The organism is Actinophytocola sp. KF-1 (assembly GCF_054661535.1).
In genome coordinates this window covers 352,865-377,053 of the sequence record NZ_BAAFVK010000004.1, presented here as the reverse complement: position 1 = coordinate 377,053, position 24,189 = coordinate 352,865, and the positions used below count along the sequence as shown (strand labels likewise).

Genomic DNA, 24,189 nt, shown 5'->3' with positions numbered 1-24,189 from the left:
ATGACGGTCCCCCCGGTGCTGCTCAAAGGCGACGAACTGCTCGAACACGACCCCGGCGCCCAGTACGACACGTCCCGCGACCTGTCGAAGTACCTGCTCATGCACTACGGCAGCCTCGAGGAGAACTTCGACCGGACCACGCACCCGCTCGCCTACGCGCACGGCTACTGCCTGCGGCTGTCCGGCCTGCTCCGGTCGTGCGCGGACCGCACCGGCACCGTGGTGGACCGGGCACTCGACGTCGGCTGCAACGTCGGCGGCCTCAGCCACGCGCTCGCCACGTGGGTGCGGGAGGAGGTCGTCGGCATCGACGCGAGCCCCCGGTCCGTCGGCATCGCGACGGAGCTGACCGCCAACGGCGGCGGGACGTTCTCGGTGATCGAGGAGGGCCCGTTCTACCGCGAGGTGCGCATCCAGGTCCCCGATCCCGGTGAGCGTGCCCGGCTGCGGTTCGCGGTCGGCGACGCGAACACGTTGCAGGCGCAGGAGCACGCGTTCGACGCGGTCGTGCTGTCCAACGTGCTCGACCGGGTGTGGCGGCCGGAGGCGTGCCTGGCGCAGCTGTCGGCGTCGGTGGACTTCCTGCGCACGGGCGGGCTGATGATGGTCGCGTGCCCGTGGGCGTGGCTCGCGGAGTACACCCCGCCCAGCGAGTGGCTCGGCTCCTCCGCGCACCGCACGCCGAGCGCGGAAGCGCTCAAGACCCTGCTGCACAAGGACTTCGACCTGATCACGGAGTCCGACGAGCCGGGCGTGCTGCGCGAGAACCCGCGCGAGTACAACTACTTCGAGTCCCACGTGACCGTCTGGCGGAAGCGGTGACGACGATCCCGGTCACGACGGACGAGCTGCCGCTGTCCTACGCCCAGCGGCGGTTCTGGTTCCTGCACCGGTTGGAAGGGCCGTCGCCGACCTACAACATCCCGTTGGTCAGCCGGGTGCACGCGGAGGTCGACACCGACGCGCTGCGCGCCGCGGTCACCGACGTGGTCGGCAGGCACGAGGTCCTGCGCACGGTCTACGTCGACCGGGACGGCGAACCCGCCCAGCGGGTCCTGCCGGAACACGACGTGCGGATCGACCTCGTGCACGAGGTGGTCGACGCGGCGGAGCTGGACGACCGGCTGGCGGCGGCCACCACGCGCGCGTTCGACCTCTCGTGCGACCTCCCGCTGTCCGTGCGGCTGCTCACCGTCGGCCCCCGGGACCACGTGCTGGTCCTGCTGCTGCACCACATCGCCGCCGACGGCGTGTCGATGGGCCCGCTGAGCCGTGACCTGACCACCGCGTACCAGGCCCGGCTCGCGGGCGCCGCCCCGCGGTGGTCGCCGCTGCCCGTGCAGTACCGCGACTACGTGTACTGGCAACGGGAACTCATGGGCACCGACGACGAGCCGACGGACGAGTACCGTCGTCAGCTCGAGTTCTGGCGCGGCGCGCTGGCCGGCCTGCCGGAGGAACTGGCGCTGCCCGCGGACTTCCCCCGCCCGGCCCAGTCCTCGTTCCGCGGCGGCACGGTCGACTTCGCGGCGAGCCCGGCCGTCCACAGGCGACTGTGCGACCTGGCGCACCGGGAGCAGACGAGCGTGTTCATGGTCGTGCAGGCGGCCATCGCGACCCTGCTCACCCGGCTGGGCTGCGGCACCGACCTCCCGCTCGGCACCGCGGTGGCCGGCCGGACCGACGAGGCGCTCGACGAGCTGGTCGGGTTGTTCGTGAACTCGCTGGTGCTGCGCACCGGCACCGGCGGCGACCCGACGTTCACCGAGCTGCTGCACCGGGTCCGCGATGCCGACCTCGCCGCGTTCGAGCACCAGGACATGCCGTTCGACCGGCTCGTCGAGGCGCTGCAACCGGCCCGCTCGCCTGCCAGGCACCCGCTGTTCCAGGTGTTCTTCACCCTCGCGAGCGGCGGCACCGGGCACGTGAACCTGCTCGGCCTGCCGAGCACGGTGGTGCGGTCGGCGAGCGACGTCGCGAAGTTCGACCTCTCCTTCTACCTGGGCGAGGAACGCGACGCGGCGGGGGAACCGGCCGGGCTCAAGGGTGTCGTGGAGTACGCGGCCGACCTGTTCCGGCCCGAGTCCGCCGCGACCATCGCCCGGCAGCTGGTGCGGGTGCTGGCGACGGTGGCCGAGCACCCGGACGTGCGGCTGAGCCAGGTCGACCTGCTCGACGACGAGGACAGGAGGCTGCTGCTCACCACGCGGAACGACACCGCGCGCCTGCTCCCCGACGTCCGGCTGGCCGACCTGATCGCGGCGCAGGCGGCCAGGACACCGGACAACGTCGCGGTGGTGGCGGGCGACCGCCGCGTCACCTACCGCGAACTGCTCGACCGGGCGGCCCGCCTGGCCGGGGTGCTCCGCGCGCGGGGCGTGCGCGCGGAACGCCTGGTCGCGCTCGCACTGTCCAGATCGGACTGGCTGCCGGTCGCGATCCTGGCGGTGTGGCAGGCGGGCGGCGCCTACCTGCCGGTCGACCCCGGGTACCCGGTGGAACGCATCGCGTTCATGCTCGACGACGCCCGGCCCGTCGTCGTGCTGACCGACCGGGCCTCCGCCGAGCGGCTCCCCGCGGACTGCGACCGGATCGTGCTCGACGACCTCGGGGACGAACCCGCGGACGTCGGACCCGGTGCCGGGCCGCTCCCCGCCGACGGCGCCGCGTACGTGATCTACACGTCCGGGTCGACGGGACGGCCCAAGGGCGTGGTCGTGTCGCACCGCAACCTGGTGAACTTCCAGCTCGCCATGCGCGACCTGCTGCGCCTCGGCGAACAGGACCGGCTGGCCGCCGTGTCGACCGCGGCGTTCGACGCGTCGGTGCTGGAGCTGTACCCGCCCCTGATCAGCGGCGGCACGCTCGTGCTCGTGCCCCGCGACGCGGTGCGGGAGCCCGCCCGGCTCGCGGAGCTGATCGAGCGCGAGCACGTCACGATCATGCAGGCCACGCCCAGCCTGTGGCAGCTGTTGCTGACGGTCGTGCCGGAGTCGTTGCGGTCGCTGCGCGTGCTCACCGGCGGCGAGGCGCTGCCCCGGCACGTCGCCGACGAGCTGCGCAAGCTCGGCGGCGAGGTCGTCAACCTGTACGGCCCCACGGAGACCACGGTCTACTCGACCTGCACCCGGCTCGACGGCCGCCCCGGCGCGCCCGCCATCGGCGCACCGGTCGCCAACACCCGCGTGTACGTGCTCGACGACCGGCTGCGGCCGGTGCCGGACGCGACGATCGGGGAGCTGTACATCGCGGGCGCCGGCGTGGCCCGCGGCTACCTCGGGCGGCCGGGCCTCACCGCGGGCAGGTTCGTCGCCGACCCGTACGGCCCGCCCGGCGCCCGCATGTACCGCACGGGCGACCTGGGCCGGTGGGCCCGCGACGGCAGGCTCGAGTACCTCGGCCGCACCGATCACCAGGTGAAGGTCCGCGGCTTCCGGATCGAGCTCGGCGAGATCGAGGCCGCGCTCGACCGGCACCCGGACGTGCACGGGTCGGTGGTCGTCGCCCGCGAGACCCGGCTCGGCGAGCTGTCCCTCGTCGGCTACCTCGTGCGCGGTGCGGACGAGCCCGACCTCGACGACGTGCGGGCGCACCTCGCAGGCACGCTGCCGGACTACATGGTCCCGCCGGTGCTGGTGGTGCTGGACGCGTTGCCGTTGACCGCCAACGGCAAGGTCGACCGGGCGGCGTTGCCCGCGCCCGCCGCGCTGCCCGGCGGGCGGCAACCGGTCACGCCGCGCCAGCGGATCCTCCGCGACCTGTTCGCCGAGGTGCTCGACCTCGACGAGGACGAGCTGGGCGTCGACGACAGCTTCTTCGAGCTGGGCGGCCACTCCATGCTGGTGATCCGGCTGGTCAGCCGGATCAACGCGGTGCTCGGCGGCGACCTCGAGGTGGGCGACGTGTTCGCGGCGCCGACCGTCGAGAAGCTGGACCGGCTCATGGCCGACGGCGGTTCGGCGCAGCTCGACACCGTGCTCACCTACCGCGGCACGGGGGAGCGGGCGCCGGTGTTCCTGCTGCCGCCCGCGAACGGCCTCGGCTGGGGCTACTCGTCGCTGTCCCGGCACATCCCCGCGGGCCACCCGGTGTACGCGTTGCAGGACATGCGGCTGCGGTCCGGGCCCGTCGACGACCGGTCGGCGACCCGGCTGGCCGCCGAGTACCGGAACCGGATCATGGCGCTGTCCGGCCGGGGGCCGTACATCCTCGTCGGCTGGTCGTTCGGCGGCACCCTCGCGCACCAGGTGGCCGCGGAGCTGCGGGACCGGGGCGAGGACGTGGCGCTGCTCGTCCTGCTGGACGCGCTGCCCGGCGGGGACGGGCCGGCGGAGATCACCGTCGAGGAGGCGAACCACGTCGGGCTGGACGGGCTCGTCGACGGCGACGGCGCCGACCGCAGGGAACGGCTCACCGCGGCCGCGAGCCCGCTGAACTCGCTCGACGACGACACCCTCGACCGGCTCGTCGCCGTCACGATGGCCAACCTGCGCGCCATGACCGGGCACACCCCCGGCACGTTCGACGGCCCGGTGCTCGCCTTCACCGCGGCCCACGACGAACCGGAGCAGTGGCGGCCGCACCTGACCGGCGCCACGACGTTCCACCGGCTCGACTGCGGCCACTTCGACATCGTCAAGCCGGACGTGATGGCCACGATCGGGCCGATCATCGGCGAAAGGATAGGGGACCTTGACTGACCGCCAGATCAAGAAGCTCATCCGGAGCAAGACCCGGATGTGGGGGTGGACGTTCCGATGATGTCGCACCCCGGCCTGGTCCGGACCCTGGACCCGCCCGAACTCGGTTCGACCGAGCTGGCCCGGATCCTCGCGGTGGGCACCGCGGTGCCGGAAACGGCGTACTCGCAACGGGAGCTCGTCGACCTGCTCGGCATCACCGACCCCCGCGTCCGCTCGGTCTACCTCAACAGCGCCATCGAACGCCGGTTCCTCACGCTGCCCGAACCCGGTCCCGACGGGATCCGGGCGGAGACGACCGGCGAGCTGCTCGCCAAGCACAAGGCGCAGGGCGTCAGCATGGGGACCAGGGCGGTGCAGGAGTGCCTCAAGCACATCGGCGCCGAACCGTCCGACATCGGCTACCTGTGCTGTGTCACCTCGACCGGGTTCCTCACCCCCGGCTTCAGCGCGCTGCTGATGCCGCAGCTGGAGATGAGCAGGAACACCAGCCGGGTCGACGTGGTCGGCATGGGCTGCAACGCGGGCCTGAACAGCCTCAACGTGGTGTCCGGGTGGGCGCGCAGCCATCCCGGTGAGCTGGCGGTGATGGTGTGCATCGAGGCGTGCTCCGCCGCGTACGTGTTCGACGGGACCATGCGGACCTCGGTGGTGAACAGCCTGTTCGGGGACGGCTCCGCGGCCGTCGCGCTGGTGGCCGGGACGACGCCGGACACGCACACCGACCAGCGGCCGACGCCCAGGATCGTGGACTTCACGAGCTGTGTCATCACCGAGGCGATGCAGGCGATGCGCTACGAGTGGGACACGGCGAAGAACGCGTTCAGCTTCTACCTGGACCCCGACATCCCCTACGTGGTCGGGCGGCACGCACGGTCCACTGTGGACCGGCTGTTGGGCAGGGCCGGGTTGCGGCAGGGTGACATCGCGCACTGGCTGGTCCATTCGGGCGGCAAGAAGGTCGTCGACGCGGTCGGCGTGAACCTCGGGCTGACCCGGTACGACCTCCGGCACACCCACGGGGTGCTGCGGGACTACGGGAACCTCTCCAGTGGTTCGTTCCTGTTCTCCTACGAGCGGTTGCTGGCCGAGGGCGCCATCCGGCCCGGCGAGTACGGCGTGTTCATGACCATGGGACCCGGCTCCACCATCGAGACCGCACTGGTCCGCTGGTGACCTGAACATGAGGAGCGAGATATGCAGGCCCACCACCACATCGACGGCAGCAGGCCGGTCTCGGCGGGTGTCATCGCGGCGCTGGACGTGTTCATCGACCAGGTCGAGGACGCGCCGTCCGGTGTCGTGCCCGTCATCGCCGGCACCGGCGCGCCCGGCACGGACCACACCGAACCGCCGGACGTCGCGCTGGTCAACAAGTGGGAACGCGTGCTGCGCAGGTTGGAGCGGCTGAACCGGCCGACCGTCGCGGTCGTGCACGGCGACTGCGGCGGCATCGCGGTCGAGGCGCTGCTGGCCACCGACCTGCGCGTGGCGGCGGCGGGCACCCGCCTGTACCTGCCGGCCGGGCCGGGCGGGGTGTGGCCCGGCATGGGCCTGTACCGGCTGGCGAACCAGGTCGGGTTCGCGCGGGTGCGCCGCTGGATCCTGTTCGGCAACCCGCTGTCGGCGGCCGAGGCGGTCGGCGCCCAGCTCGTCGACGAGGTCGCCGAGGACACCGCGGCCGCCATCGCCAATGCGGTCGCCCGGCTGGAGACCGAGGACGGCACGGACGTCGCCGTGCGCCGCCAGCTGATGCTCGACGCGACCACCACGCCGTTCGAGGAGGCGCTCGGCAGGCACCTCGCCGCGTGCGACCGCCTGCTGCGCCGGACCAGGGAGGTGGCCAATGCCGCGGGATGACGCACTCGCGGCGCTGCCCGCGGCCCGCGCGGTCGCCGCGGCGCACGCGGCGCTGCGGGAGGTGCTCGCCGGCAGCCCACCGCCCAGCCTGCGCGCGCCGTGGCAACGCGCGGCCGTCGCCGCGGCGCGGCACGAGGCCAGGGTGTGCGCCGCCGGGTTCCTCCGCGCGCACGTGGACCGGCTCCACGACGAGATCACCGCGGGCGGCACCCGCTTCCTGCGGCTCGCGGAGGTGTGCGACGCCGCCGCGGCCGCGGTGCCCGGCCTCGTGCCGGCGAAGGAGGAGTCCGACGCGGAGCAGGACCGGCCGCCGGCGGACAAGGAAGGCCTCGACGTCGACCAGAGCATCCTGATCAGCCACCTGCTCCGGTCTCGCACCGCGGGCCCGCACCTGCTCGACGCCATGCGGCGGCCGACGCCGAAGGCGCTGCGCCTGCTGCCGGAGTTCGAACGGACCGGCGTCCTGACCCTGGCCTCGGTCCACGTGCGGTGCGCGGACGGCGTCGCCCACCTCACCATGCAGCGCGACGACTGCCTCAACGCCGAGGACAACCAGCAGGTCGAGGACATGGAGACGGCCGTCGACCTCGTCCTGCTCGCGCAGGCGGTCAAGGTCGGGGTGATCCGCGGCGGCGTGATGAGCCACCCGCGTTACGCGGGCAGGCGGGTGTTCAGCTCCGGCATCAACCTCAAGAGCCTGCACGCGGGGAGGATCTCGTTCACCGGCTTCCTGCTGGGCCGGGAGATGGGTTACCTCGCGAAGATCATCCACGGCATGACCGGGGTCCGGGACGACCACTGGGACCGCGGTCCCGTGCAGAAGCCGTGGCTCGCCGCCGTGGACTCGTTCGCGATCGGCGGTGGCGCGCAGCTGATGCTGGCCTGCGACCGGGTCATCGTCGAACGGGACGCCTACTTCACCATCCCGGCCGCGCGCGAAGGGATCATCCCCGGCGTCGCGGCCCTGCGCCTCGGCAGGCTCGTCGGCGCCAGGCAGGCCCGGCAGATCATCCTCGCCGACGGGCGCGTGGCGGCCGGGGACCCGGCGGCCCGGCTGCTGTTCGACGAGGTCTGCGCGCCCGAGGACATGGCGGGCGCGATCGCGGCCGAGGCATCGCGCCTCGCCGCGCCCGCGGTGGTCGCGAACCGCCGCATGCTCAACCTCGCCGACGAGTCCCAGGAGTCGTTCCGGGAGTTCCTGGCCGAGTTCACCGTCCAGCAGGCCGGCCGGCTCTACGCCGAGGACGTGCTGACCAAGGTCTCCCGCTTCGCCACGAGCGCGTCATGACGGCGGCCGGTCCGCGGGTGCGGTACGAGAAACGGGGCCGGGTCGCCTACGTCACCCTCAACCGGCCGGACGTCCTCAACGCCATGGACCTGCGCATGCACGAGGAACTCGCCGACGTGTGGGACGACTTCGGCGCCGACGACTCGCTGTGGGTCGCCGTCCTGTCCGGCGCCGGTTCGCGGGCGTTCTCCGCCGGGCAGGACCTCAAGGAACGGGTGCGCGACGGCGGGCGCCCCACGACGTTCGGCAGCAGGGGACAACCGGGGTGGCCGCGGCTCACCGAGCGGTTCGACCTCGTCAAGCCCGTGATCGCCTGCGTGCAGGGGTACGCGCTGGGCGGCGGGTTCGAGCTCGCGCTCGCCTGCGACCTCATCATCGCCGCGGAGAGCGCCGTCTTCGCGTTGCCGGAAGCCAGGCTGGGCCTGGTCCCCGGTGCGGGCGGCGTGTTCCGCCTGGTGCGGCAGCTGCCGCTGAAGACCGCGATGGGCCACCTGCTCACCGGCCGCCGCATCCCGGCCGCCGAGGCGCTGCGGCTCGGGCTGGTCAACGAGGTGGTGCCGGAGGAGGAACTGGACGGCTGCGTGGCCAGGTGGGTCGACGACCTGCTCCGCTGCGGCCCGCTCGCCACCCGCGCCATCAAGCAGGCCGCCATGCGGTCCCTCGACATGCCGCTCGCCGAGGCGTTCAGCGCGCGGTACGAGTGGGAGGAGCGCCGGTCGGTGAGCCAGGACGCCGTGGAGGGCCCGATGGCGTTCGTCGAGGGCCGCGAACCCGTGTGGCAAGGAAGGTGATGGTCATGGCCACTCCGGAAACACTCGACTCCGCCCCGGCGGAGGTCCCGCTGCGGCGCAACCGCAACTTCCAGCTGCTGTGGAGCGGTTCGGGACTCGCCCTGCTGGGCAGGGAGATCACGGACCTCGTCTACCCGCTCGTGGTGCTCGCCGTCACCGGGTCACCGGCGTGGGCCGGCGCGTTCGGCGCGACCCAGATGGCGGTGTCGCTGCTGGCGGGGTTGCCCGCGGGCAAGCTCGCCGACACCTACGACCAGCGGCTCCTGCTGGTCATCATGGAGACCGTCCGTGCCGTCGCGACCACGAGCGTGCTGGTGGCGGTGCTGCTCGACGCGATCACGTTGCCCCACCTGCTCGCCGTCGCCGCCATCGTCGGCGCGGTGCAGCCGCTCGGCGGCTCCGCGCGCATGCTGCTGGTCCGCGCGGTCGTGCCACCCAGGCAGCTCACGGCGGCACTGACCCAGGAGGAGGTGCGCAGCCACGCCGCGGCGCTCGGCGGGCCGTCGCTCGGCGGCCTGCTCTACGCGACCGCCGCCGTCCTGCCCTTCCTCGCGACCGCGGTGTCCTTCGTGGTCTCGCTCGTCTGCGCGCTGTTCGTGCGGCCCCCGGTCCGCGAGCGGAAGTCCACTGAGGCGGGTGACCGGCGGATGCTCGCCGGTCTCGTGCAGCTCTGGAAGGTGCCGATCCTGCGGCACAGCACCATGTTCGCCGCGGTGCTCAACGCGGTCTCCGCGCCGCTCGTCCTCGTCGTCATCGTGGTGCTCACCCGGGACGGCGCGTCGCCGGGCACGGTCGGGCTGACCATGGCGGGGCTGGCGGTCGGCGGTCTCGCGGGCACCGTGCTGGTCCGCCCGCTGCACGACCGGCTGACTCCGGGCGCGCTCATGCTGTGGCTCGGCGGCACCGCCGTCGTGCTGATCGCGGCGCTGTCCCTGCCGTTCGGCGCGTGGTGGCTCGCGATCGCGCTGTTCCTGCTGGGCCTCGGCGGCCCGTCCATGCGGGTGCTCATGGACATCCTCATCTTCCGGCAGGTCCCCGACGAACAACGCGGCAGGACCGTCACCGCGTTCATGACCGTGCTCGGCGCCGGGTCGTCCCTCGGCATGCTCGTCTCCGGCCTGCTGGTGGAGCACCTGTCCGCGCAGGCCGCCATCCTCACCCTCGCCGCCGTGCTCGCGATCGCGCTCGGCGTCAGCATCAGCGACCGCCGCATCCGGTCGGTCCAGTGGCCGGCGGAAACGGAGAGCCGCTCATGAAGGTCCTGTTCCTCACCTCGCCCGGGTTCGGGCACAACCTGCCGGTCGTGTCGCTGGCGTGGGCGCTGCGCGCCGCGGGTCACGACGTCGTGCTCGGCACCGCGGGCGCCACCCCGGCGCACCTGCCCGCGCTCGCCAGGTCCGGTCTGCCGGTCGTGGAGGTCGCCACCGTCGCCCAGGTCACCGACGTGTACCGGAACGGGACCGCGGACGTCGGTCTCGGTGGCTTGTCCGACAAGGAACTCCGGGCCATGGCGCGGCGCGCGGCGGGCACCCCGAACCACGAGGTGGACCGGCCGTTCGGCGCGCTGTCCGACGTGATGGCCGACGGCGCCGTCGAGTTCGCGCGGTGGTGGCGGCCGGACCTCGTGGTGCACAGCCGCCTGCAGGGCGCGGGCCCGCTCGTCGCGGCCAAGCTCGGGGTGCCCGCCGTCGAACACGCGGACGGGCTGACGAGCAGCCGCGAGATCACGCTGAAGCTGGCCGCCGAGATCGACGACGCGTACCGCAGGCACGGCGTCGCCGGCTTCCCGGACCGCCACGAGCTGGTCGACATCGCCCCGCCGAGCATGGTGGTCAGCGACCGCGGCTGGGCCATGCGGCACGTGCCGTACCACGGCGGCATCGTGCTGCCGGAGTGGTTGCGCCGCACCCCGGACCGCCCGCGGATCGTGATCACCATGGGCAGCATCCTGCCGATGCTGTGGCCGCGCCTGCGCCCGCTGCGGTGGATCCCCGACGTGGCCGCCGGTGTGGACGCCGAGTTCGTGCTGGCCCTCGCGGGCGTGGACACGTCGGTGCTCGGTCCGTTGCCCGCCAACGTCCGCACGGTCACCGAGTGGCTCCCGGTCGACGCGCTGGCCGCCACCACGCACGCGATGATCCACCACGGCGGCTCGGGCAGCATGATGGCCGCGCTCGCCGCCGGGGTGCCGCAGCTGGTGCTCCCGTTCGTGGGCGACGAGTTCGGCAACGCGCGCGCGGTGGTCGAGCGCGGCGTGGGCATCGACGTCGACGTCGACCGCGAGCGCGTGACCCCGGACGTGGTGCGCCGCCTCCTCGACGACGAGCCGCTGCGGCGCGCCGCGGCCGAGGTGCGCGCGGAGGTGGCCGCGATGCCGTCCCCGGCCGACCTCGTGCCCCGGCTCGCCGAGCTGGCCGGCTCCCGCTGACCGGCAGCGGTGATCTGGGATGGCGGTCGTGCGGATCACCTGTGACGAGACCGCGAACGCGGCGTACATCCACTTCGATCCCGATGCGCCGCGAGCACGTGAGCGGTACGGACGTCAGTCGTCGTCGTGGAGGTGGATGTCGGGCCACGGGATCTCGCGGGTGCCCGCGTGCAGGACGGCGGTGAGGCGTTCGATGAGCCACGGTCCCTGGAAGCCGTCCCGTTCGTAGCCGAAGAGGCGGCCGCGGTGGCGGGGGGCGACGAGGGCCGCGTGGACGTACTGGGTGCCGTCCGGGGCGGTCCGGGTGAGGAGGTCCGCGATCCGCCCGAGGACCCGGCCGTCGGCGTCGTGGGCGGTGCGCCCGATCAGGTCACTCGCCAGCATCGCGGGCTCCCGGGATGCGGCCGATCAGGTTGTCCCGCAACCAGTCCTCCAGCGGCGGGGTGGCGAGCAGCTCGCGGTGCACGTCGATCGTGATGGCGCTGTCGACCTCGACGACGTGGTCGTACGCGATGCGCAGCGGGGGCGGCTCGCTCTCCGGGCGCAGCCGCGTCGCCACGCCGGCCAGCCAGCGGCCGAACACGCCGCCGATCCGCCTGCCCAGTGCGAGCTGCCCGACGAGCAGCGCGGTGACGACGAGCCTGCCCTCCTCGTCGACACCGAGTTCGACGTCGTCGACCTTGCCGACCTGCGCGCCCTTCGGGTCGACGATCTGCCGGTCGAGGAGGTGGAAGTCGATCCGCAGCGGGTCCGGGTGCGCGCGGTCACGGTGGTGGGTCATTGGCCTGCTCCGGTGGCGATGAGCAACGGGACCGCCGCCACGGCGGCGACGAGGATGAGCACCAGGAACGCGATTCCGAGCGCGTTGCGCACGGGACCGTTGACCTGGTCGCCGAGGTAGTCGCGGTCGTTGGCCACGACCAGGATCGGCAGGTAGGTCAGGGGGAGCACGACCGCGGAGAAGATCAGCGAGTACTCGGTGAGCTGGATCGGGTCGACCGTGGTGAGCAGCATGGCCGCGCCGAGCACCACGCTCACCAGCACCACGGTGTGGAACCGCGCCGCCTGCCTCGGCGCGACCCGTTTCCCCCATTCCCAGCCGAAGTACTGTGCCACCGTGTACCCGGCGGAGAGCCCCGTCTCCATCGCCGCGCCGAACGTGGCCGCGAAGACGCCGATGAGCACCACCGCCAGCCCGATCTTGCCGAGCGCCAGCGCGGCGGGCAGCACCGTCTGGCCGAGCGTGTCGACGCCGATCTGCGCGGGCTCGAACACGATCGCCGAGGACACCATCACCCCGAGCGCGAGGACACCGCCCAGCGGGAAGCCGACGAAGACGTTGGCCCTGGCCGTGATCAGGTCCGCGCGCGTCCACCGTTCCTCGACCCCGCCGGAGGACAGGAAGAACACCTCGTACGGGGTGAGCGCCGACGCGAACAGCGCCACCGCGAAGTACGCGTAGGTCGTCCAGCTCTCCGACTCGGCCGGCCCCGACGTCAGCTCCCGCCCCAGCGTGCCCCAGTCCGCGTCCAGGCTGAAGATCGCGACGACGAACACGACGAGCGTGAGCCCCAGCAGCCCGAAGACGCGTTCGAGCGTCTCGAACTTCACCCGCCACAGCACGACCCAGAGCACGAACGCCGTGATCGGCACCCACAGCAGGTAGTGCACGCTGGTCGCGAGGTGGATCGCGAGCGCGACACCGCCGATCTCCGCGCCCAGCGTCAGCAACGTGATCAGGTAGGAGCCCGTCAGCGTCACCAGGCCGGCGCGCGGGCCGAGCCGTTCGCGGATGAGGTCGAAGACCGCGCGCCTGCTGACCGCGGTGACCCGGCCCGCCATCTCGGCGAACACGCAGATCCCGACGACCCCCACCACGACCACCCACGCGAGCCGCGTGCCGAACCGGGCACCCGCCTGCGAGTTGGCGACGAGGTCACCGATGTCGACGAACCCACCGATCGCGGTGAGGATGCCGAGGGTGACGTTCAGCGCGCGCTTCACCGGTTCTCCTCGCTGAACGCCGCGAGCCGGTCGCCGACGTCGGACAGTGCGCGCACGGCCCCGGCGGCGCCGTCGCCGTCGGCGTCCAGCGCGGCTTCGGCGGCGCCCACCGCCCGCAGCGCCTCGTCGAGCAGGCCGCCGAGCCGTGCCGCCACGTCGGCCACCGTCCGGTCGGGCACCTCCTCGCCCGCGAAGTCCGTCACGGCGGTGGCGAGGTCCTCCCGCGCCTGTCCCACCACAGTGGACGCGTAGGGGCTCAGGACCGCACCGTCCACCTCGGACTGGAGGACGAGCCGGACGGTCCGCACCTGGCTGAGCGCGTCGTTCGCCGACCGCACCGCCACCCCGCGGTAGTCGTCGGCGTCCGCGGGCCACGACGCGAGCACCGCCACCGCGGCGTACGCGGCCACGACGCCCGCGATCACCCACCGCCCGGCAGACCACGCCTTCACCTTCGGCACTCCCGTAGAGTGCGCACCGGATGATCGGCCTAAACCTCGGTGATCGCGCAATTGTCCGGCACCGAGCCGGATTTGACCCCGTTCCTCGCGCTTTCGGTGGAAAAGTCCGGAATATCTACGGGCCGTGCCGCGAGTGGTCTGAAGTGGACGGTGGCCGGGCGGTGAGCACGCCGGTCGTGGCCGCCGTGTCCGGGACCGGGCCGGCGTGCGTGCTTCCGGGGTCGTAGCGCGCGCCGAACAACCCGACGTCGTTGCGGACCGCCAGCAACTCGTCGAACAGCGCTGTCGCCGCGACCGGGTACCCGGTGCCGTGCAGGGCGGACACCAGCCGGAACCCGTCGGACAGCGGTGTGCCGGGCACCAGGCCCGTGTCGTCGGACAACGTCGCGGCGATCGCCGCCACCGTGCCCCGGACGCGGACGTCGCGCCACGGCAGGAAACCGATCGCCGGCAGCACCAGCAGCGCGGGGTCCACCGCGTCCGAGCCGTAGTCGCGGACGAAGGTGTTGCGCTCCGGCGCGAAGCCCTTGGCGCACACGTCGGCGCGGATGCGTGAGCGCAGTGTCCGCCAGTGGTCGGCAGGGCCGGGCAGGTCGTGCCGCTCGGCGGTCCGCACCGCGCGGTCGAACGCGGCCCAGGCCATGACCTTCGCGTGGACGTTGTCGTCGCCCGGCCGGTCCCACGTGGCCGCGAGGTGGTCGAGCAGGCCCAGTTGCAGGTCCCAGGCCGGGTCGCGGGGCGCTGCCCACAGCGCGTCCGTCGCGTTCAGGCAGTACAGCACGGAAGCCAGCCCGGCCCGCCCGTCCGCGGCGGACCGGTCGGCCTGGCCGTCGACGGAGTAGCGGGCCGCGACGTCGCCGGGGTCGCCCGCGGCGGCACGCAGCAACCACCCGCGCCAGGCGCGTGCCTCGTCGACGAGCCCGGCGCCGAGCAGGGCGGTCAGGATCGCGGGCGCCTCGAGCGGATCGCAGAGGTGGCGTTCCGCGCCGCGGGTGAACACGGGCGTCGTGACGACCGCGCCCGTCGGCGCGTACGTCAGTGCCTTGAGGGTGATGAGCGCGCGGCGCACCACGTCGTCGTGCGCCGTTCCCGTCCGCGCCGACCAGTCACCCCAGAACCGTTCCGCCGCGACGATCGCGGCGTCGGCGTCGAACGCGGCCGGTGTCGTCAGGTGCGACGGGGTGTGCGTGAGGACGAACCGGGCCCGCTGCCCCTCGGCGAGGCTGAACCGGGCCTCGACCGCACCGTCCGTGCCGACGGGTTCGAACGGGACGTCGGCGTCGAGCCGGAGCGCGTCGGCCCCCGCGACGGCCGTGACCGTGCGGCCCGTGCAGCGCGTCCACGGACCGCGCTGCCCGTGGTCGAACCGCGGCTCGAACAGCACGCGCACCGGGGTCCGGCCGCGGACCCCTTCGAGCACCCGCACCACCCGCGCGGCGCCGTCGCGCGGCGGCATGCAGTCGACCAGCCGGACGGTGCCGTCCGGGGTGTCCCATTCGGACTCGAGGACCAGCGTGCCCGGCCGGTAGCGCCTGCGCGTCGCGCGCCCGCCCGCCGCGGGACCGGCCAGCCACGTGCCCGCGCCCGCGTCGCCGGTCAGTGCCGCGAAGCAGGCGGGGGAGTCGAACCGGGGGAGGCAGAGCCAGTCGAGGGCACCGTCGTCGCCGACCAGCGCGATCGTGTGGAGGTCACCGAGCACGGCGTGGTTCCCGAGTGGTTCCGTCATCCCCGACTTCCCGTGCCCGTCCTCGTGACGAGAGGAATGCTGGCGCACCGGAGCGGCCTGCCGGCCCCGGACACGCGGTTGGTAAGGCAATCGCAAGGTTGCGCGGCGCGCCCTTCGCGAATTTCTTCGAGGAAAGTTCGTCGCGGTGTCGATCGGCGGGCCCGCTCGTTCGACCTGTGCTCGGAGCCGGGGTGCGGAGCCCCGCGCCGGACACAAGGAGTACGCCATGACGAGCATCTTCGTGAACCTGCCGGTCGCCGACGTCGCCGCGGCGCGGGAGTTCTACACCGGGCTGGGGTACGGCGTGAACGAGCAGTACTCGGGAGAGCGGTCCGCGTGCATCGTGGTCAACGACGCGATCAACGCGATGCTGATGTCGCGGTCCCACTACGGCGAGTTCACCGACAAGGAGATCGCCGACACCCGCACGGTCAACGCCGCGATCTTCGCGGTCAACGTGGCGAGCCGGGCCGAGGTGGACGAGGTGGCCGACCGGGCGCTGGCACTCGGCGGCGCGGAGCCCAAGCCGCCGCAGGACCACGGGTTCATGTACGTGCGCAGCTTCACCGACCTCGACGGCCACCACTGGGAGCTGGCCACGTTCGCATAGTTCACTAACTTCTACTGGCTATATTGATGTCCGATTATTTCGGGGTGTCGGCGTCGGGCGGGCTCACCTGGGTCTTTTCTGGGCTTGTGGGTTGGCCTTGTTGTGGGTTTTCCCTCCGGGGGGTCCTCGCCGGACGGGCTGGTCTCCGGGATGGCGGGGGTCTTGCACGGGGCTGGTTTGGCAAGGACTGGTGTCCGTTGTCTGCCTGCCATCCCGTCGACCTCCCGCCGGGCTATCACACCGCGTCAAGGGGGCCCGGGGATTTGGGCACGGGGTTGCGTCGTGCTTCGGGCCCCCTTGACACGGCGTGATCGGGCTTCGCCAGGTCGACGGGATGGCAGGCAGTCCGCTTGTGGTGTGGTGAGCTGCCGCTCGGCTTGGGTGGGCCCGCTTCGCGGAGCGGGCGCTGCGCGCCCGGCGGAGGGGGGTGGCCGTAGTGGGGGCGGACGGCGCCACCGAGCGCGCTAGTGTCGGTGCTGACGCCAGCAGCGAGGAGAGACGCATGCCGCCCGACGCATCGACGGTGTGGTTCGCGTCCCCGGGCGACACGGCCACCCGGCTGGCCGGTGCCCGGTACCTCGCCGACCCGGCCGTCGCCACGACGGCGTACCTCGCCGGGGCGCTGGGCAAGCCGCTGCTCGTGGAAGGTCCCGCCGGGGTCGGGAAGACCGAGCTGGCGAAGGCGGTCGCCCGGGCGACCGGGGCCGATCTGGTGCGGCTGCAGTGCTACGAGGGCCTGGACGAGGCGCGGGCGCTGTACGAGTGGAACTACTCGAAGCAGCTGCTGCGCATCCAGGCGGGCCAGGGTGAGACGTGGTCGCGGACCCACGACGACATCTTCACCGAGGAGTTCCTGCTGACCCGGCCGCTGCTGACGGCGATCCGTGCCGAGCGGCCGACGGTGCTGCTCGTCGACGAGGTCGACAAGACCGACGTCGAGGTCGAGGGCCTGCTGCTCGAGGTGCTGTCGGACTTCCAGGTGACGATCCCCGAGCTCGGCACGATCACCGCGGTGCGCAGGCCGTTCGTGGTGCTCACGTCCAACGCGAGCCGCGAGCTGTCCGAGGCGCTCAAGCGCCGCTGCCTGTACCTGCACGTGGGCTACCCGGACGCCGACCGCGAGCGGGACATCCTCACCGCGCAGGTGCCCGACCTGGACGAGCGCGTGGCGGCGCAGCTGGTCGCGGTGATCGGGCGGCTGCGTGACCTCGACCTGAAGAAGGCGCCGTCGGTCGCCGAGTCGATCGACTGGGCGCGCACGTTGCTGGCGCTGCAGATCGGGGAGCTGGACGCCGCCGCGATCGCCGCCACGCTCGGCGCGGTGCTGAAGCACGCGTCCGACCACGAGCGCGCCGTCAAGGAGCTCGGGCTGGCATGAGCCTCGTCGACCGGCACATCGCGTTCCTCGAGGCGTTGCGCGGGGCCGGGCTCGCCGTCTCGCTCGCCGAGGGGCTGGACGCGGTGTCGGCGATGTCGGCGCTCGGCTGGCACGACCGGGAGACCGTCCGCGCGGCGTACGCGGCGACGCTGGTCAAACGGCAGGTCCAGCGCCCGGTGTTCGACGCCCTGTTCGACCTGTACTTCCCCCGCCTCGTGGGGGACGGCGCCGTCGCGCCGGACGGGGAGACCTCGGCGGACGAGTTCCGGGACGTGCTGGCCGACGCGCTGGCGGCGGGGGACGAACCGCGGCTCGCCCGGCTCGCGGCCGAGATGGTCGGCCGGTTCGGCCGGCTGGAAGGCCGTGAGCAGGGGCAGAACACGTGGTCGGCCTACACCGCCGTGCGGGCGGTGAACCCGGACGCGCTCACCGCGCGGATCGTGGCCGCGCTGCGGGAGGACCGCACCGAGCCGGAGGCGCGGCGCGCGGCCGCGCGCCGCATCGGGCGGTTCACCAGGCTGGTCGAGGACGACGCGCTGCGGCGGGTCGCGGAGGACAAGGGCCCGGCACGCCTCGCGGACACGGCCGTGCGCCCGAGCGTGGACCAGCTGTCGTTCCTCGCGGCGCGCAGCGCGGACCTCGTGGAGATGCGGCGCCAGGTCCAGCTGCTCGCGCGCCGCCTCGCCACGCGGCTGACGAAGGAGCACCACGCGAACCGGCGGGGACCGCTGGACTTCCGCCGCACGATCCGCGCCTCGATGTCGACCGGCGGTGTCCCGCTCGCCACCCGGCACCGGCCCAAGCGCGCGAACCGCAGCGAGCTCGTCGTGCTGTGCGACGTCAGCGGCAGCGTCGCCAACTTCGCCGGGTTCACCTTGCTGCTGGTCCACGCGCTGCGGGAGCAGTTCACGAAGGTCCGCGCGTTCACGTTCATCGACGACGTCCACGAGGTCACCGACGCGCTGCGGCCCGGCCGCGACGAAGGCGAGGTGCTCGCCGAGCTCGCCGCGCGGGCCCGGCACGCCGCGCTCTGGGGCGGCACCGACTACGGCCGCGTGTTCGACAAGTTCCACGAACGCCACGCCGACGCGCTCGGACCGAAAACCGTGCTGCTGATCCTCGGCGACGCCCGCTCCAACAACCTCAACCGCAACGAACACCGCCTGGCCGACCTCGCGGGCATGACGCGCAAGGCGTGGTGGCTCAACCCCGAACGCCGCGGCGACTGGGGCACGGGCGACTCCGTCGCACCGGCGTACGCCGAGATCGTCGACATGGTGGAGTGCCGCAACCTCACCCAGCTCGGCGCGTTCGTCCACGACGTCGCGCTCTGACCGACCTCAGCCGTTCCGGGCGGTGACGCCGTCGAGGATGAGGTCGAGGCCGAACATGAAGTCGGCGTCCGGGGACGCGTCGTCCGGCGGCGCCTCGAACAGCGTCGACGAGAACAGCCGCGCGGCCTGCGGGAAGCGGTCCGGGGTGACGAGTGCGGCCAGCGCGCGGCCGTAGTCGCGTTCCACGTCGGCCTGGGCCGTGGCCTCGCTCCTGGCGTCGGCGAAGTCGCTCTCCAGCCGCGCTGACTGCATCACGTACCCGCTGACCAGGGACAGGACGCCGACCTTGTGCGCCCAGTCGAGGCGGGTGCCCGCGAGGGCCGCGAGCCCGGCGTCCATCCACGCGATCTGGTGCGGGCCCGAGGGCGGCCCGGACGCGGGCAGGCGCGTGAGCCACGGCCGCCGCCGGAACACCGCGCGCTGCGCCAGCGCCCACGCGCGCAGCCCGGCACGCCAGTCACCGGTCTCGGGTTCGGGGGGCGGGCCGAGGGCGTGGTCGGCCATCAGCACGAGCAGTTCGTCCTTCGAGCCGACGTGCCGGTACAGCGACATCCCGGTGACACCCAGGGAGGCGGCCACCTTCGGGAGGGTCACGCCGCCGAGCCCGTCGCGGTCGGCGAGGTCCACCGCGGCGGCGACGACCCGGTCGATGTCGAGCGTCGCGGGCCGGCCCAGACGTGCGGGCTCGGCCATCCGCCACAGTCGGCGCAGCGTGTCGGGAACGAAGTCCTCGCTGGTCATACCCCTGTCGCGCACCTCCGCCGACATCATGCCACATGCATTAATTTATCTATGATACTTTGTCCCTGAAACTAAGTCTGCCGTCCGAAACAGGGGAACCCGCATGAGCTTCGACGTCGCACCGCGCACCTGGCGCGGGCCCGTCCGCCCAGCCGAGCGCGCACTCGCGCCCGACCTCGCCAGGGGCGTGATGCTGCTGATCATCGCCCTCGCCAACATCGCGGGCGTGATCTTCGCGGGCGAGCCCGGCCTCGACCCCGCGCCGGAGGGCGTGGACCGGGGCATCACGTTCCTGCTGTACGAACTCGCCCACGCCCGCGGCTACCCGGTCTTCGCGGTGATGTTCGGCTACGGCCTCGTCCAGCTCGCCACCCGCCAGCACGCCGCGGGCGCGACACCCGGCCAGGTGCGGTCGGTGCTCGTGCGCCGGAACCTGTGGCTCGTGGTCTTCGGCCTCGCCCACGCCGCGCTGCTGTACTACGGCGACTTCCTCGGCGCCTACGGGATCGTCGGGCTCGCCATGACCCTCCTGCTGCTCCGCAGGAGCGACAAGTTCCACCGGATCGTGCTGGTCGTGTGGGCGCTGGCCACGGTCGAGATCGTCGTCCTGGCCGCGATCGTGGTCGGCGACCTCACCGGCACGCCCGCCGCGCCGGCCCCGTTGCCGGTCGGCCACGTCGACTCCCTCGACGCGCCGACCTACCTCGAGTCCATGGTGGACCGTCTCGGTGAATGGCCGGTGCACACGCTGACCGTGCTGCCGTTCGTCATCGTCGCGTGGCTGGGCATGTGGGCCGCGCGCCGCCGCGTCCTCGAAGAGCCCGCGCGGCACCGGACCCTGCTGAAGTGGACCGCGTGCACCGGCCTCGGCGTCGCCGTCGCGGGTGGTCTGCCCGCTGCGCTCGTCGCCGCCGGGTGGCTGCACGTCGACCAGCCGACCGGCGAGCTGGTGCTGCTCCTCCACGGCGGCAGCGGGATGTTCGCGGGCCCGGGCTACGCGGCCCTCATCGGCCTGGTCGCCATGCGCGCCAGCCGTTCGGGACCGGTCGTCGGCGCGCTCGCGGCGCTCGGCCAGCGGTCGCTGTCCGGGTACCTGTTCCAGTCCGTCGCCTGGGTGGTCCTCCTGCTGCCCTTCACGCTCGACCTCGCCCACCGGTCCGGCAGCCCCACCGTGGCCGGCGTCGTCATCGCCGTCGCCGTGTGGTTGGTGAGCGTCCTCGCCGCCCGCCGGCTCGACCACCGCAAGCGCCCCGGTCCCGCCGAGACCGTCCTGCGCCGCCTGACCTACGGCCCGCGACGGTGAGGCCGTCGTCGCCGGGCTGGTGGCCGGGGCGGTGCTCGTCGGTGGGGTGGTGAGCAGTGACTGCTTGCGTGCCGTGGTCACCGACGCCGTGGAGGCGTTGCCGTCGTCGACGCGGTGGCCGCCGCGTTCGCCTTCGCCGAGGACGCCCGGGCCGACATGGCCGGGGCGCGTGCCCGAGGGGTACATCGACGAGTTCTTGAGCTTCGACAGCGACGGGACGCGGGACGAGTCCCGGATCCACGCCGCGGTGCAGAAAGGTGACCGGGCGCCTGCCCTGCACGTTCCCGCGGTGGGCACATTCCCACGTCGGCGATTTCCGTTGAGCCCACGACGAAAGCAGCACATGTACCGACTGCAACGTTTCCTCGCCGCTGTCTGCCTGACCGCGACCGTGGCGGGCTGTGCGAACGACACCGAACCCGCGAAGCCGGGACGCTTCGCCTCCCCGAACCCGGGCTCGGTCAACACCTACTGGATCCCAGGGCCCGACGGTCTCGTTCTCGTCGACACCTTGCGCACCCCGGCCGACGCGCAGCGGGCGATCGCGGAGATCAGGAAGACCGGCGGGCCCGTCGCCGCGATCCTGCTCACCCACGCCCACCCCGACCACGTCGGCGGCGCGGGCGCCTTCCACGACGCGTTCCCGCACGCCCCGATCATCGCCTCCCGCTCCACCGACACAGCCATGCGCGAGGACCCACGCGGCTTCTACCCCCTGGCCCACACGGCGAACCCCGGCTTCCCCACCGAACTGACCTACCCCGACCGGACCTTCCCCGACGGCACACCCGTACAAGCCGGCGGTCTGCGGTTCGACACCGCCACGTTCACCGACGGCGAGTCCGACACCGCCACCGTCTACTACCGCGCCGACACCGGCGACCTGTACGCCGGAGACCTCGCCACCAGCGAAGTCACCCCCGCACTCATCGAGGGCAACAGCTGCGGCTGGCTGCACATCCTCGACCAGCTCGCCGCCCGCTTCCCCGACGCCGGCACCATCCACCCCGGACACGGCACGCCCGGCCCCGCCCGAGCCCTGATCGACGAACAACGCGCCTACCTCCAGGAGTTCCGCGAGCTCGTCCGCCCGGCCACCACCGCGGCATCACCGCACGGCACGACCGTCACCCCCGACGAGGAGGCGTCGATCGTCGCCGAACTGGAACGTGCTCACCCCGGCTACCCACCGGTCGCGGACCTGCCGGGCCTGGCAGCGGAGAACGTCAAGGCCGTGGCACGGGAACTGTCCGAGGAGCCCTGCCGGTGAGCCGTCAGTGCAGCGAGCCGCGGCTGACGGGGAAGTCGAAGTAGGTGCCGGGGAAGGGCTCGTCGTTCAGGGTGAAGTGCCACCACTCCTCGGGCAGGTTGCGGAACCCGGCGTCCGCCATGGTGGCGCGGAGCAGGTCGCGGTGGTGGCGCGCGGCACCGGTGATGGCGGGGTTGTCGGTGTGGGACAACGGGTCGAAGCAGTCGTAGCCCGTGCCCATGTCGACGGTGTTGTCGGGGAACCGCTGGCCGACCGGCGCGAAGCAGGCGACCAGCGGTTCGCCCGGGTGGTAGGGCCGCTGGTGGCGGGCGGGCAGCGCGACGAGCGTGAGGTCGACGGTGCTGCCGCGGCTGTGCCCGGACTTCTCCGCGATGTAGCCGTCGGCGAACAACCGCGACTTGTCGACGTTGGGGTAGAACTCGGCCTTCATCCGCTCGTCGGCGAGGTCCTTGGCCCAGCGGACGAAGTGGTCGACCGCACGCTGCGGGCGGTAGCAGTCGTAGACCTTCAGCGTGTAACCCTGCCGCAGCAGCACGCGTTGCGCGGCACGCAGCGCGGTCGCGGCCTGGCGCGTGAGGATGCACTGCGGCTGCCGGTACCCGTCGATGCGCTCACCGACGAAGTTGTGCCGCCCGAAGTAGCGGATGTCGTACCGGATCGTCGGATCGACGTCGTTCAGCGCGACGAACCCGGGTGGCGCGTCGGGCTCGCCACCACGCGCGGACGCGGGCGAGGCGAACGCCACGCAGGAGAGCAGGGCCAGGACAGCGGCGCCGAGGCGGGAGGTTCGGGTCACGGAACTGTTATACACGGGCAGGCCGCGCACCCCACCCGCCTCGGGAACCGCCGCCGCTGCGTGCGGCACCCCGATCACCAGTGCGGCCGCGAATTCACGGGCCGTGCGGATGGTGGTGCTTGCCCGGCATCGGATCCATCATCATGTCGTACCGGTGTTCACGCGCGGCGCGCAGGTTCGGGCTGCGCTCCCGCCAGCGCAGGCGCCGCAACTCCCGCCGCGCGAGCCGGTCCGACTTGTCCCGCAGGAGCACCCGCAACCCGGCCACGACCACCACCGCGGCCGCGACGACCGCCACCACCACCCATGCCGTCATGTCCGAAGTATGCGGCCGTCGACCGCCGCGTATCGCGGTCCGCGGCATGACAAATCTGCGCCAGAAGTCGACGCCGGAACGGACAGCTCCACCCCCGAGCGCCACGACGCCGGTCGGAGGTCAGGTGCGTTTGAGGACCACCAGTTCGCCCGCGCTGTAGATGAGGGGCCTGCCGTAGCGGCCGCACACCGTGTAGCCGCGCTCGCTGAACATCTCGGTGATGCGGGCCGACGTGACCGGGTCCAGCACGCCGCCCTCCGCGCCTTCGGTGGCGCGGCGCTTGCCCTCGCGCGAGTTCAGCGACACCACATACGTGACACCGAGGTCGGCCACCATGCCGATGTAGTGGTCGACCACGTGCGGCTCCATCTCCTGGAAGGAGAAGGAGTTGACGAACACGTCGAACGGGCCGCGCACGTCCGGCAGCCGCCAGTTGGGCAGGCACGCGGACGTGGGCGGCTCGACCGGGCCGTCGTCCAGGGCGTCCGGGATGCGCACGCGGTCGCCGAACAGTGTGGTCAGGTAGTACGACGACACGGTGAGCAGCGGCGGGATGTCCAGGTTGACGTAGCGGGCCTGGTCGTCGCGGCGGAGCAGGATCTCGCCGAGTACGCCGAAGCCGCCGCCGATCTCGAGGAAACGGCTGGGTGGCTGGTCGACGTGGCGGGACAGCGCGGCCAGGCACAGCAGGTAGTTCACGTACGGCTTGCCCCACCGGACGGAGTCCTCGTCCGTCAGCGCGTAGTGCCGCGGTGGCTGGCCGACCGCGCTCTCGCCGAAGCCGTCCAGGTCGAACGGCCAGCGCGACTGGTCCCACGTCAGGCGGGCGGCGTCGAAGTCGCGCCGCGCCTCGTGGAAGCCGTTCGTCGTGCGGATCCACGTGACCTTGTCCAGCGCCGGGTTCTCCTTCAGCACCAGCTTGTAGGTCTTCTCGAACGTCTTGGGTGGCAGCGGCGTGTGGTAGGTCGGGTAGAACCACCAGCCGGCCGTCGGCCAGGACTTGAAGTTCTCCAGGCCGCGTTGTTCGAGGTCGGCGAGGATCTCCCGCAGTCCGGGCGTCCAGAAGTTCGTCGGGCGGTAGATCGGGTCGCACTCGCGCACACCCTCGAGCAGCCGCTTCGTCATGCCGGTCCAGTCGGTCACGACACGACATCGTGCCGGGTCGCGCCCGGTTTGGGTAGCC

At 72.6% G+C, this 24,189-nt stretch carries 22 protein-coding genes; 13 read left to right on the top strand and 9 right to left on the bottom strand.

Going from position 1 to position 24,189, the window contains the following annotated elements:
* From ACYQ77_RS14835 to ACYQ77_RS14800, 8 genes are read left to right on the top strand one after another with little or no spacing between them, the layout of a single operon-like run.
* Positions 1 to 822 carry a class I SAM-dependent methyltransferase gene (locus ACYQ77_RS14835; protein WP_459711449.1) on the top strand — a complete coding sequence of 274 codons (822 nt, stop codon included), beginning with the start codon at positions 1 to 3 and terminating at the stop codon, positions 820 to 822.
* Positions 819 to 4,700, top strand: coding sequence for a non-ribosomal peptide synthetase (locus ACYQ77_RS14830; protein WP_459711447.1), 3,882 nt, complete (start codon positions 819 to 821; stop codon positions 4,698 to 4,700). Before ACYQ77_RS14835 ends, ACYQ77_RS14830 begins: the two co-directional genes overlap by 4 nt.
* A gap of 45 nt (positions 4,701 to 4,745) precedes the next feature.
* Positions 4,746 to 5,876, top strand: coding sequence for a 3,5-dihydroxyphenylacetyl-CoA synthase DpgA (gene dpgA / locus ACYQ77_RS14825; RefSeq protein WP_459711444.1), 1,131 nt, complete (start codon positions 4,746 to 4,748; stop codon positions 5,874 to 5,876).
* Positions 5,877 to 5,897: 21 nt separating this feature from the next.
* On the top strand, positions 5,898 to 6,560 hold the full coding sequence (gene dpgB / locus ACYQ77_RS14820; RefSeq protein ID WP_459711442.1) for an enoyl-CoA-hydratase DpgB: 663 nt from the start codon (positions 5,898 to 5,900) through the stop codon (positions 6,558 to 6,560).
* Positions 6,547 to 7,848: a (3,5-dihydroxyphenyl)acetyl-CoA 1,2-dioxygenase DpgC gene (dpgC, locus tag ACYQ77_RS14815; RefSeq protein ID WP_459711440.1), complete on the top strand. Its 1,302-nt coding sequence runs from the start codon at positions 6,547 to 6,549 to the stop codon at positions 7,846 to 7,848. The genes dpgB and dpgC overlap by 14 nt, the downstream gene beginning before the upstream one ends.
* Positions 7,845 to 8,639: an enoyl-CoA-hydratase DpgD gene (dpgD, locus tag ACYQ77_RS14810; protein ID WP_459711438.1), complete on the top strand. Its 795-nt coding sequence runs from the start codon at positions 7,845 to 7,847 to the stop codon at positions 8,637 to 8,639. Before dpgC ends, dpgD begins: the two co-directional genes overlap by 4 nt.
* A 5-nt stretch (positions 8,640 to 8,644) precedes the next feature.
* Positions 8,645 to 9,895: an MFS transporter gene (locus tag ACYQ77_RS14805; protein ID WP_459711436.1), complete on the top strand. Its 1,251-nt coding sequence runs from the start codon at positions 8,645 to 8,647 to the stop codon at positions 9,893 to 9,895.
* Complete coding sequence (locus tag ACYQ77_RS14800) at positions 9,892 to 11,067, top strand: nucleotide disphospho-sugar-binding domain-containing protein (RefSeq protein WP_459711433.1); 1,176 nt, start codon at positions 9,892 to 9,894, stop codon at positions 11,065 to 11,067. The genes ACYQ77_RS14805 and ACYQ77_RS14800 overlap by 4 nt, the downstream gene beginning before the upstream one ends.
* Positions 11,068 to 11,181: 114 nt before the next feature.
* Here the strand turns inward: ACYQ77_RS14800 and ACYQ77_RS14795 are convergent, their stop codons facing one another.
* The 5 genes from ACYQ77_RS14795 to ACYQ77_RS14775 all read right to left on the bottom strand — a co-directional run bounded on the left by ACYQ77_RS14795 (position 11,182) and on the right by ACYQ77_RS14775 (position 15,258).
* The gene (locus ACYQ77_RS14795; RefSeq protein ID WP_459711430.1) at positions 11,182 to 11,451 is read right to left on the bottom strand and encodes a PRC-barrel domain-containing protein; all 270 of its coding nucleotides are present in this window, start codon (positions 11,449 to 11,451) and stop codon (positions 11,182 to 11,184) included.
* Positions 11,438 to 11,848 carry a hypothetical protein gene (locus ACYQ77_RS14790; RefSeq protein ID WP_459711429.1) on the bottom strand — a complete coding sequence of 137 codons (411 nt, stop codon included), beginning with the start codon at positions 11,846 to 11,848 and terminating at the stop codon, positions 11,438 to 11,440. Before ACYQ77_RS14790 ends, ACYQ77_RS14795 begins: the two co-directional genes overlap by 14 nt.
* Positions 11,845 to 13,071, bottom strand: a complete 1,227-nt coding sequence (locus ACYQ77_RS14785) for an NRAMP family divalent metal transporter (protein ID WP_459711427.1) — start codon at positions 13,069 to 13,071, stop codon at positions 11,845 to 11,847. The genes ACYQ77_RS14790 and ACYQ77_RS14785 overlap by 4 nt, the downstream gene beginning before the upstream one ends.
* Positions 13,068 to 13,532 carry a hypothetical protein gene (locus tag ACYQ77_RS14780; protein WP_459711425.1) on the bottom strand — a complete coding sequence of 155 codons (465 nt, stop codon included), beginning with the start codon at positions 13,530 to 13,532 and terminating at the stop codon, positions 13,068 to 13,070. Before ACYQ77_RS14780 ends, ACYQ77_RS14785 begins: the two co-directional genes overlap by 4 nt.
* Positions 13,533 to 13,647: 115 nt before the next feature.
* Entirely contained in the window at positions 13,648 to 15,258 is a 1,611-nt protein-coding gene (locus tag ACYQ77_RS14775) for a glycoside hydrolase family 15 protein (protein WP_459711422.1), read from the bottom strand.
* A 226-nt stretch (positions 15,259 to 15,484) separates the two neighbouring features.
* Here ACYQ77_RS14775 and ACYQ77_RS14770 point away from each other — a divergent pair, with 226 nt between their 5' ends.
* The 3 genes from ACYQ77_RS14770 (at position 15,485) to ACYQ77_RS14760 (ending at position 18,580) form a co-directional block, all read left to right on the top strand.
* Positions 15,485 to 15,868 (top strand): VOC family protein, encoded by a 384-nt coding sequence (locus ACYQ77_RS14770; RefSeq protein ID WP_459711420.1) that lies wholly within the window; start codon positions 15,485 to 15,487, stop codon positions 15,866 to 15,868.
* A 502-nt stretch (positions 15,869 to 16,370) separates the two neighbouring features.
* Entirely contained in the window at positions 16,371 to 17,246 is an 876-nt protein-coding gene (locus tag ACYQ77_RS14765; protein ID WP_459711418.1) for an AAA family ATPase, read from the top strand.
* Positions 17,243 to 18,580: a vWA domain-containing protein gene (locus tag ACYQ77_RS14760; protein ID WP_459711416.1), complete on the top strand. Its 1,338-nt coding sequence runs from the start codon at positions 17,243 to 17,245 to the stop codon at positions 18,578 to 18,580. Before ACYQ77_RS14765 ends, ACYQ77_RS14760 begins: the two co-directional genes overlap by 4 nt.
* Positions 18,581 to 18,586: 6 nt before the next feature.
* On the opposite strand, the gene ACYQ77_RS14755 is transcribed toward ACYQ77_RS14760, so the two are convergent.
* Positions 18,587 to 19,321 (bottom strand): TetR/AcrR family transcriptional regulator, encoded by a 735-nt coding sequence (locus ACYQ77_RS14755; protein WP_459711414.1) that lies wholly within the window; start codon positions 19,319 to 19,321, stop codon positions 18,587 to 18,589.
* A 103-nt stretch (positions 19,322 to 19,424) separates the two neighbouring features.
* Here ACYQ77_RS14755 and ACYQ77_RS14750 point away from each other — a divergent pair, with 103 nt between their 5' ends.
* On the top strand, positions 19,425 to 20,624 hold the full coding sequence (locus ACYQ77_RS14750) for a DUF418 domain-containing protein (RefSeq protein ID WP_459711412.1): 1,200 nt from the start codon (positions 19,425 to 19,427) through the stop codon (positions 20,622 to 20,624).
* A 343-nt stretch (positions 20,625 to 20,967) separates the two neighbouring features.
* Complete coding sequence (locus ACYQ77_RS14745; protein WP_459711410.1) at positions 20,968 to 21,894, top strand: MBL fold metallo-hydrolase; 927 nt, start codon at positions 20,968 to 20,970, stop codon at positions 21,892 to 21,894.
* 4 nt (positions 21,895 to 21,898) lie between these two features.
* On the opposite strand, the gene ACYQ77_RS14740 is transcribed toward ACYQ77_RS14745, so the two are convergent.
* The 3 genes from ACYQ77_RS14740 to ACYQ77_RS14730 all read right to left on the bottom strand — a co-directional run bounded on the left by ACYQ77_RS14740 (position 21,899) and on the right by ACYQ77_RS14730 (position 24,149).
* Positions 21,899 to 22,711, bottom strand: coding sequence for a M15 family metallopeptidase (locus ACYQ77_RS14740; protein WP_459711923.1), 813 nt, complete (start codon positions 22,709 to 22,711; stop codon positions 21,899 to 21,901).
* A gap of 73 nt (positions 22,712 to 22,784) precedes the next feature.
* Positions 22,785 to 23,006 (bottom strand): hypothetical protein, encoded by a 222-nt coding sequence (locus ACYQ77_RS14735; protein WP_459711408.1) that lies wholly within the window; start codon positions 23,004 to 23,006, stop codon positions 22,785 to 22,787.
* A gap of 120 nt (positions 23,007 to 23,126) precedes the next feature.
* On the bottom strand, positions 23,127 to 24,149 hold the full coding sequence (locus tag ACYQ77_RS14730; protein WP_459711405.1) for a putative sugar O-methyltransferase: 1,023 nt from the start codon (positions 24,147 to 24,149) through the stop codon (positions 23,127 to 23,129).
* Positions 24,150 to 24,189: the final 40 nt, after the last annotated feature.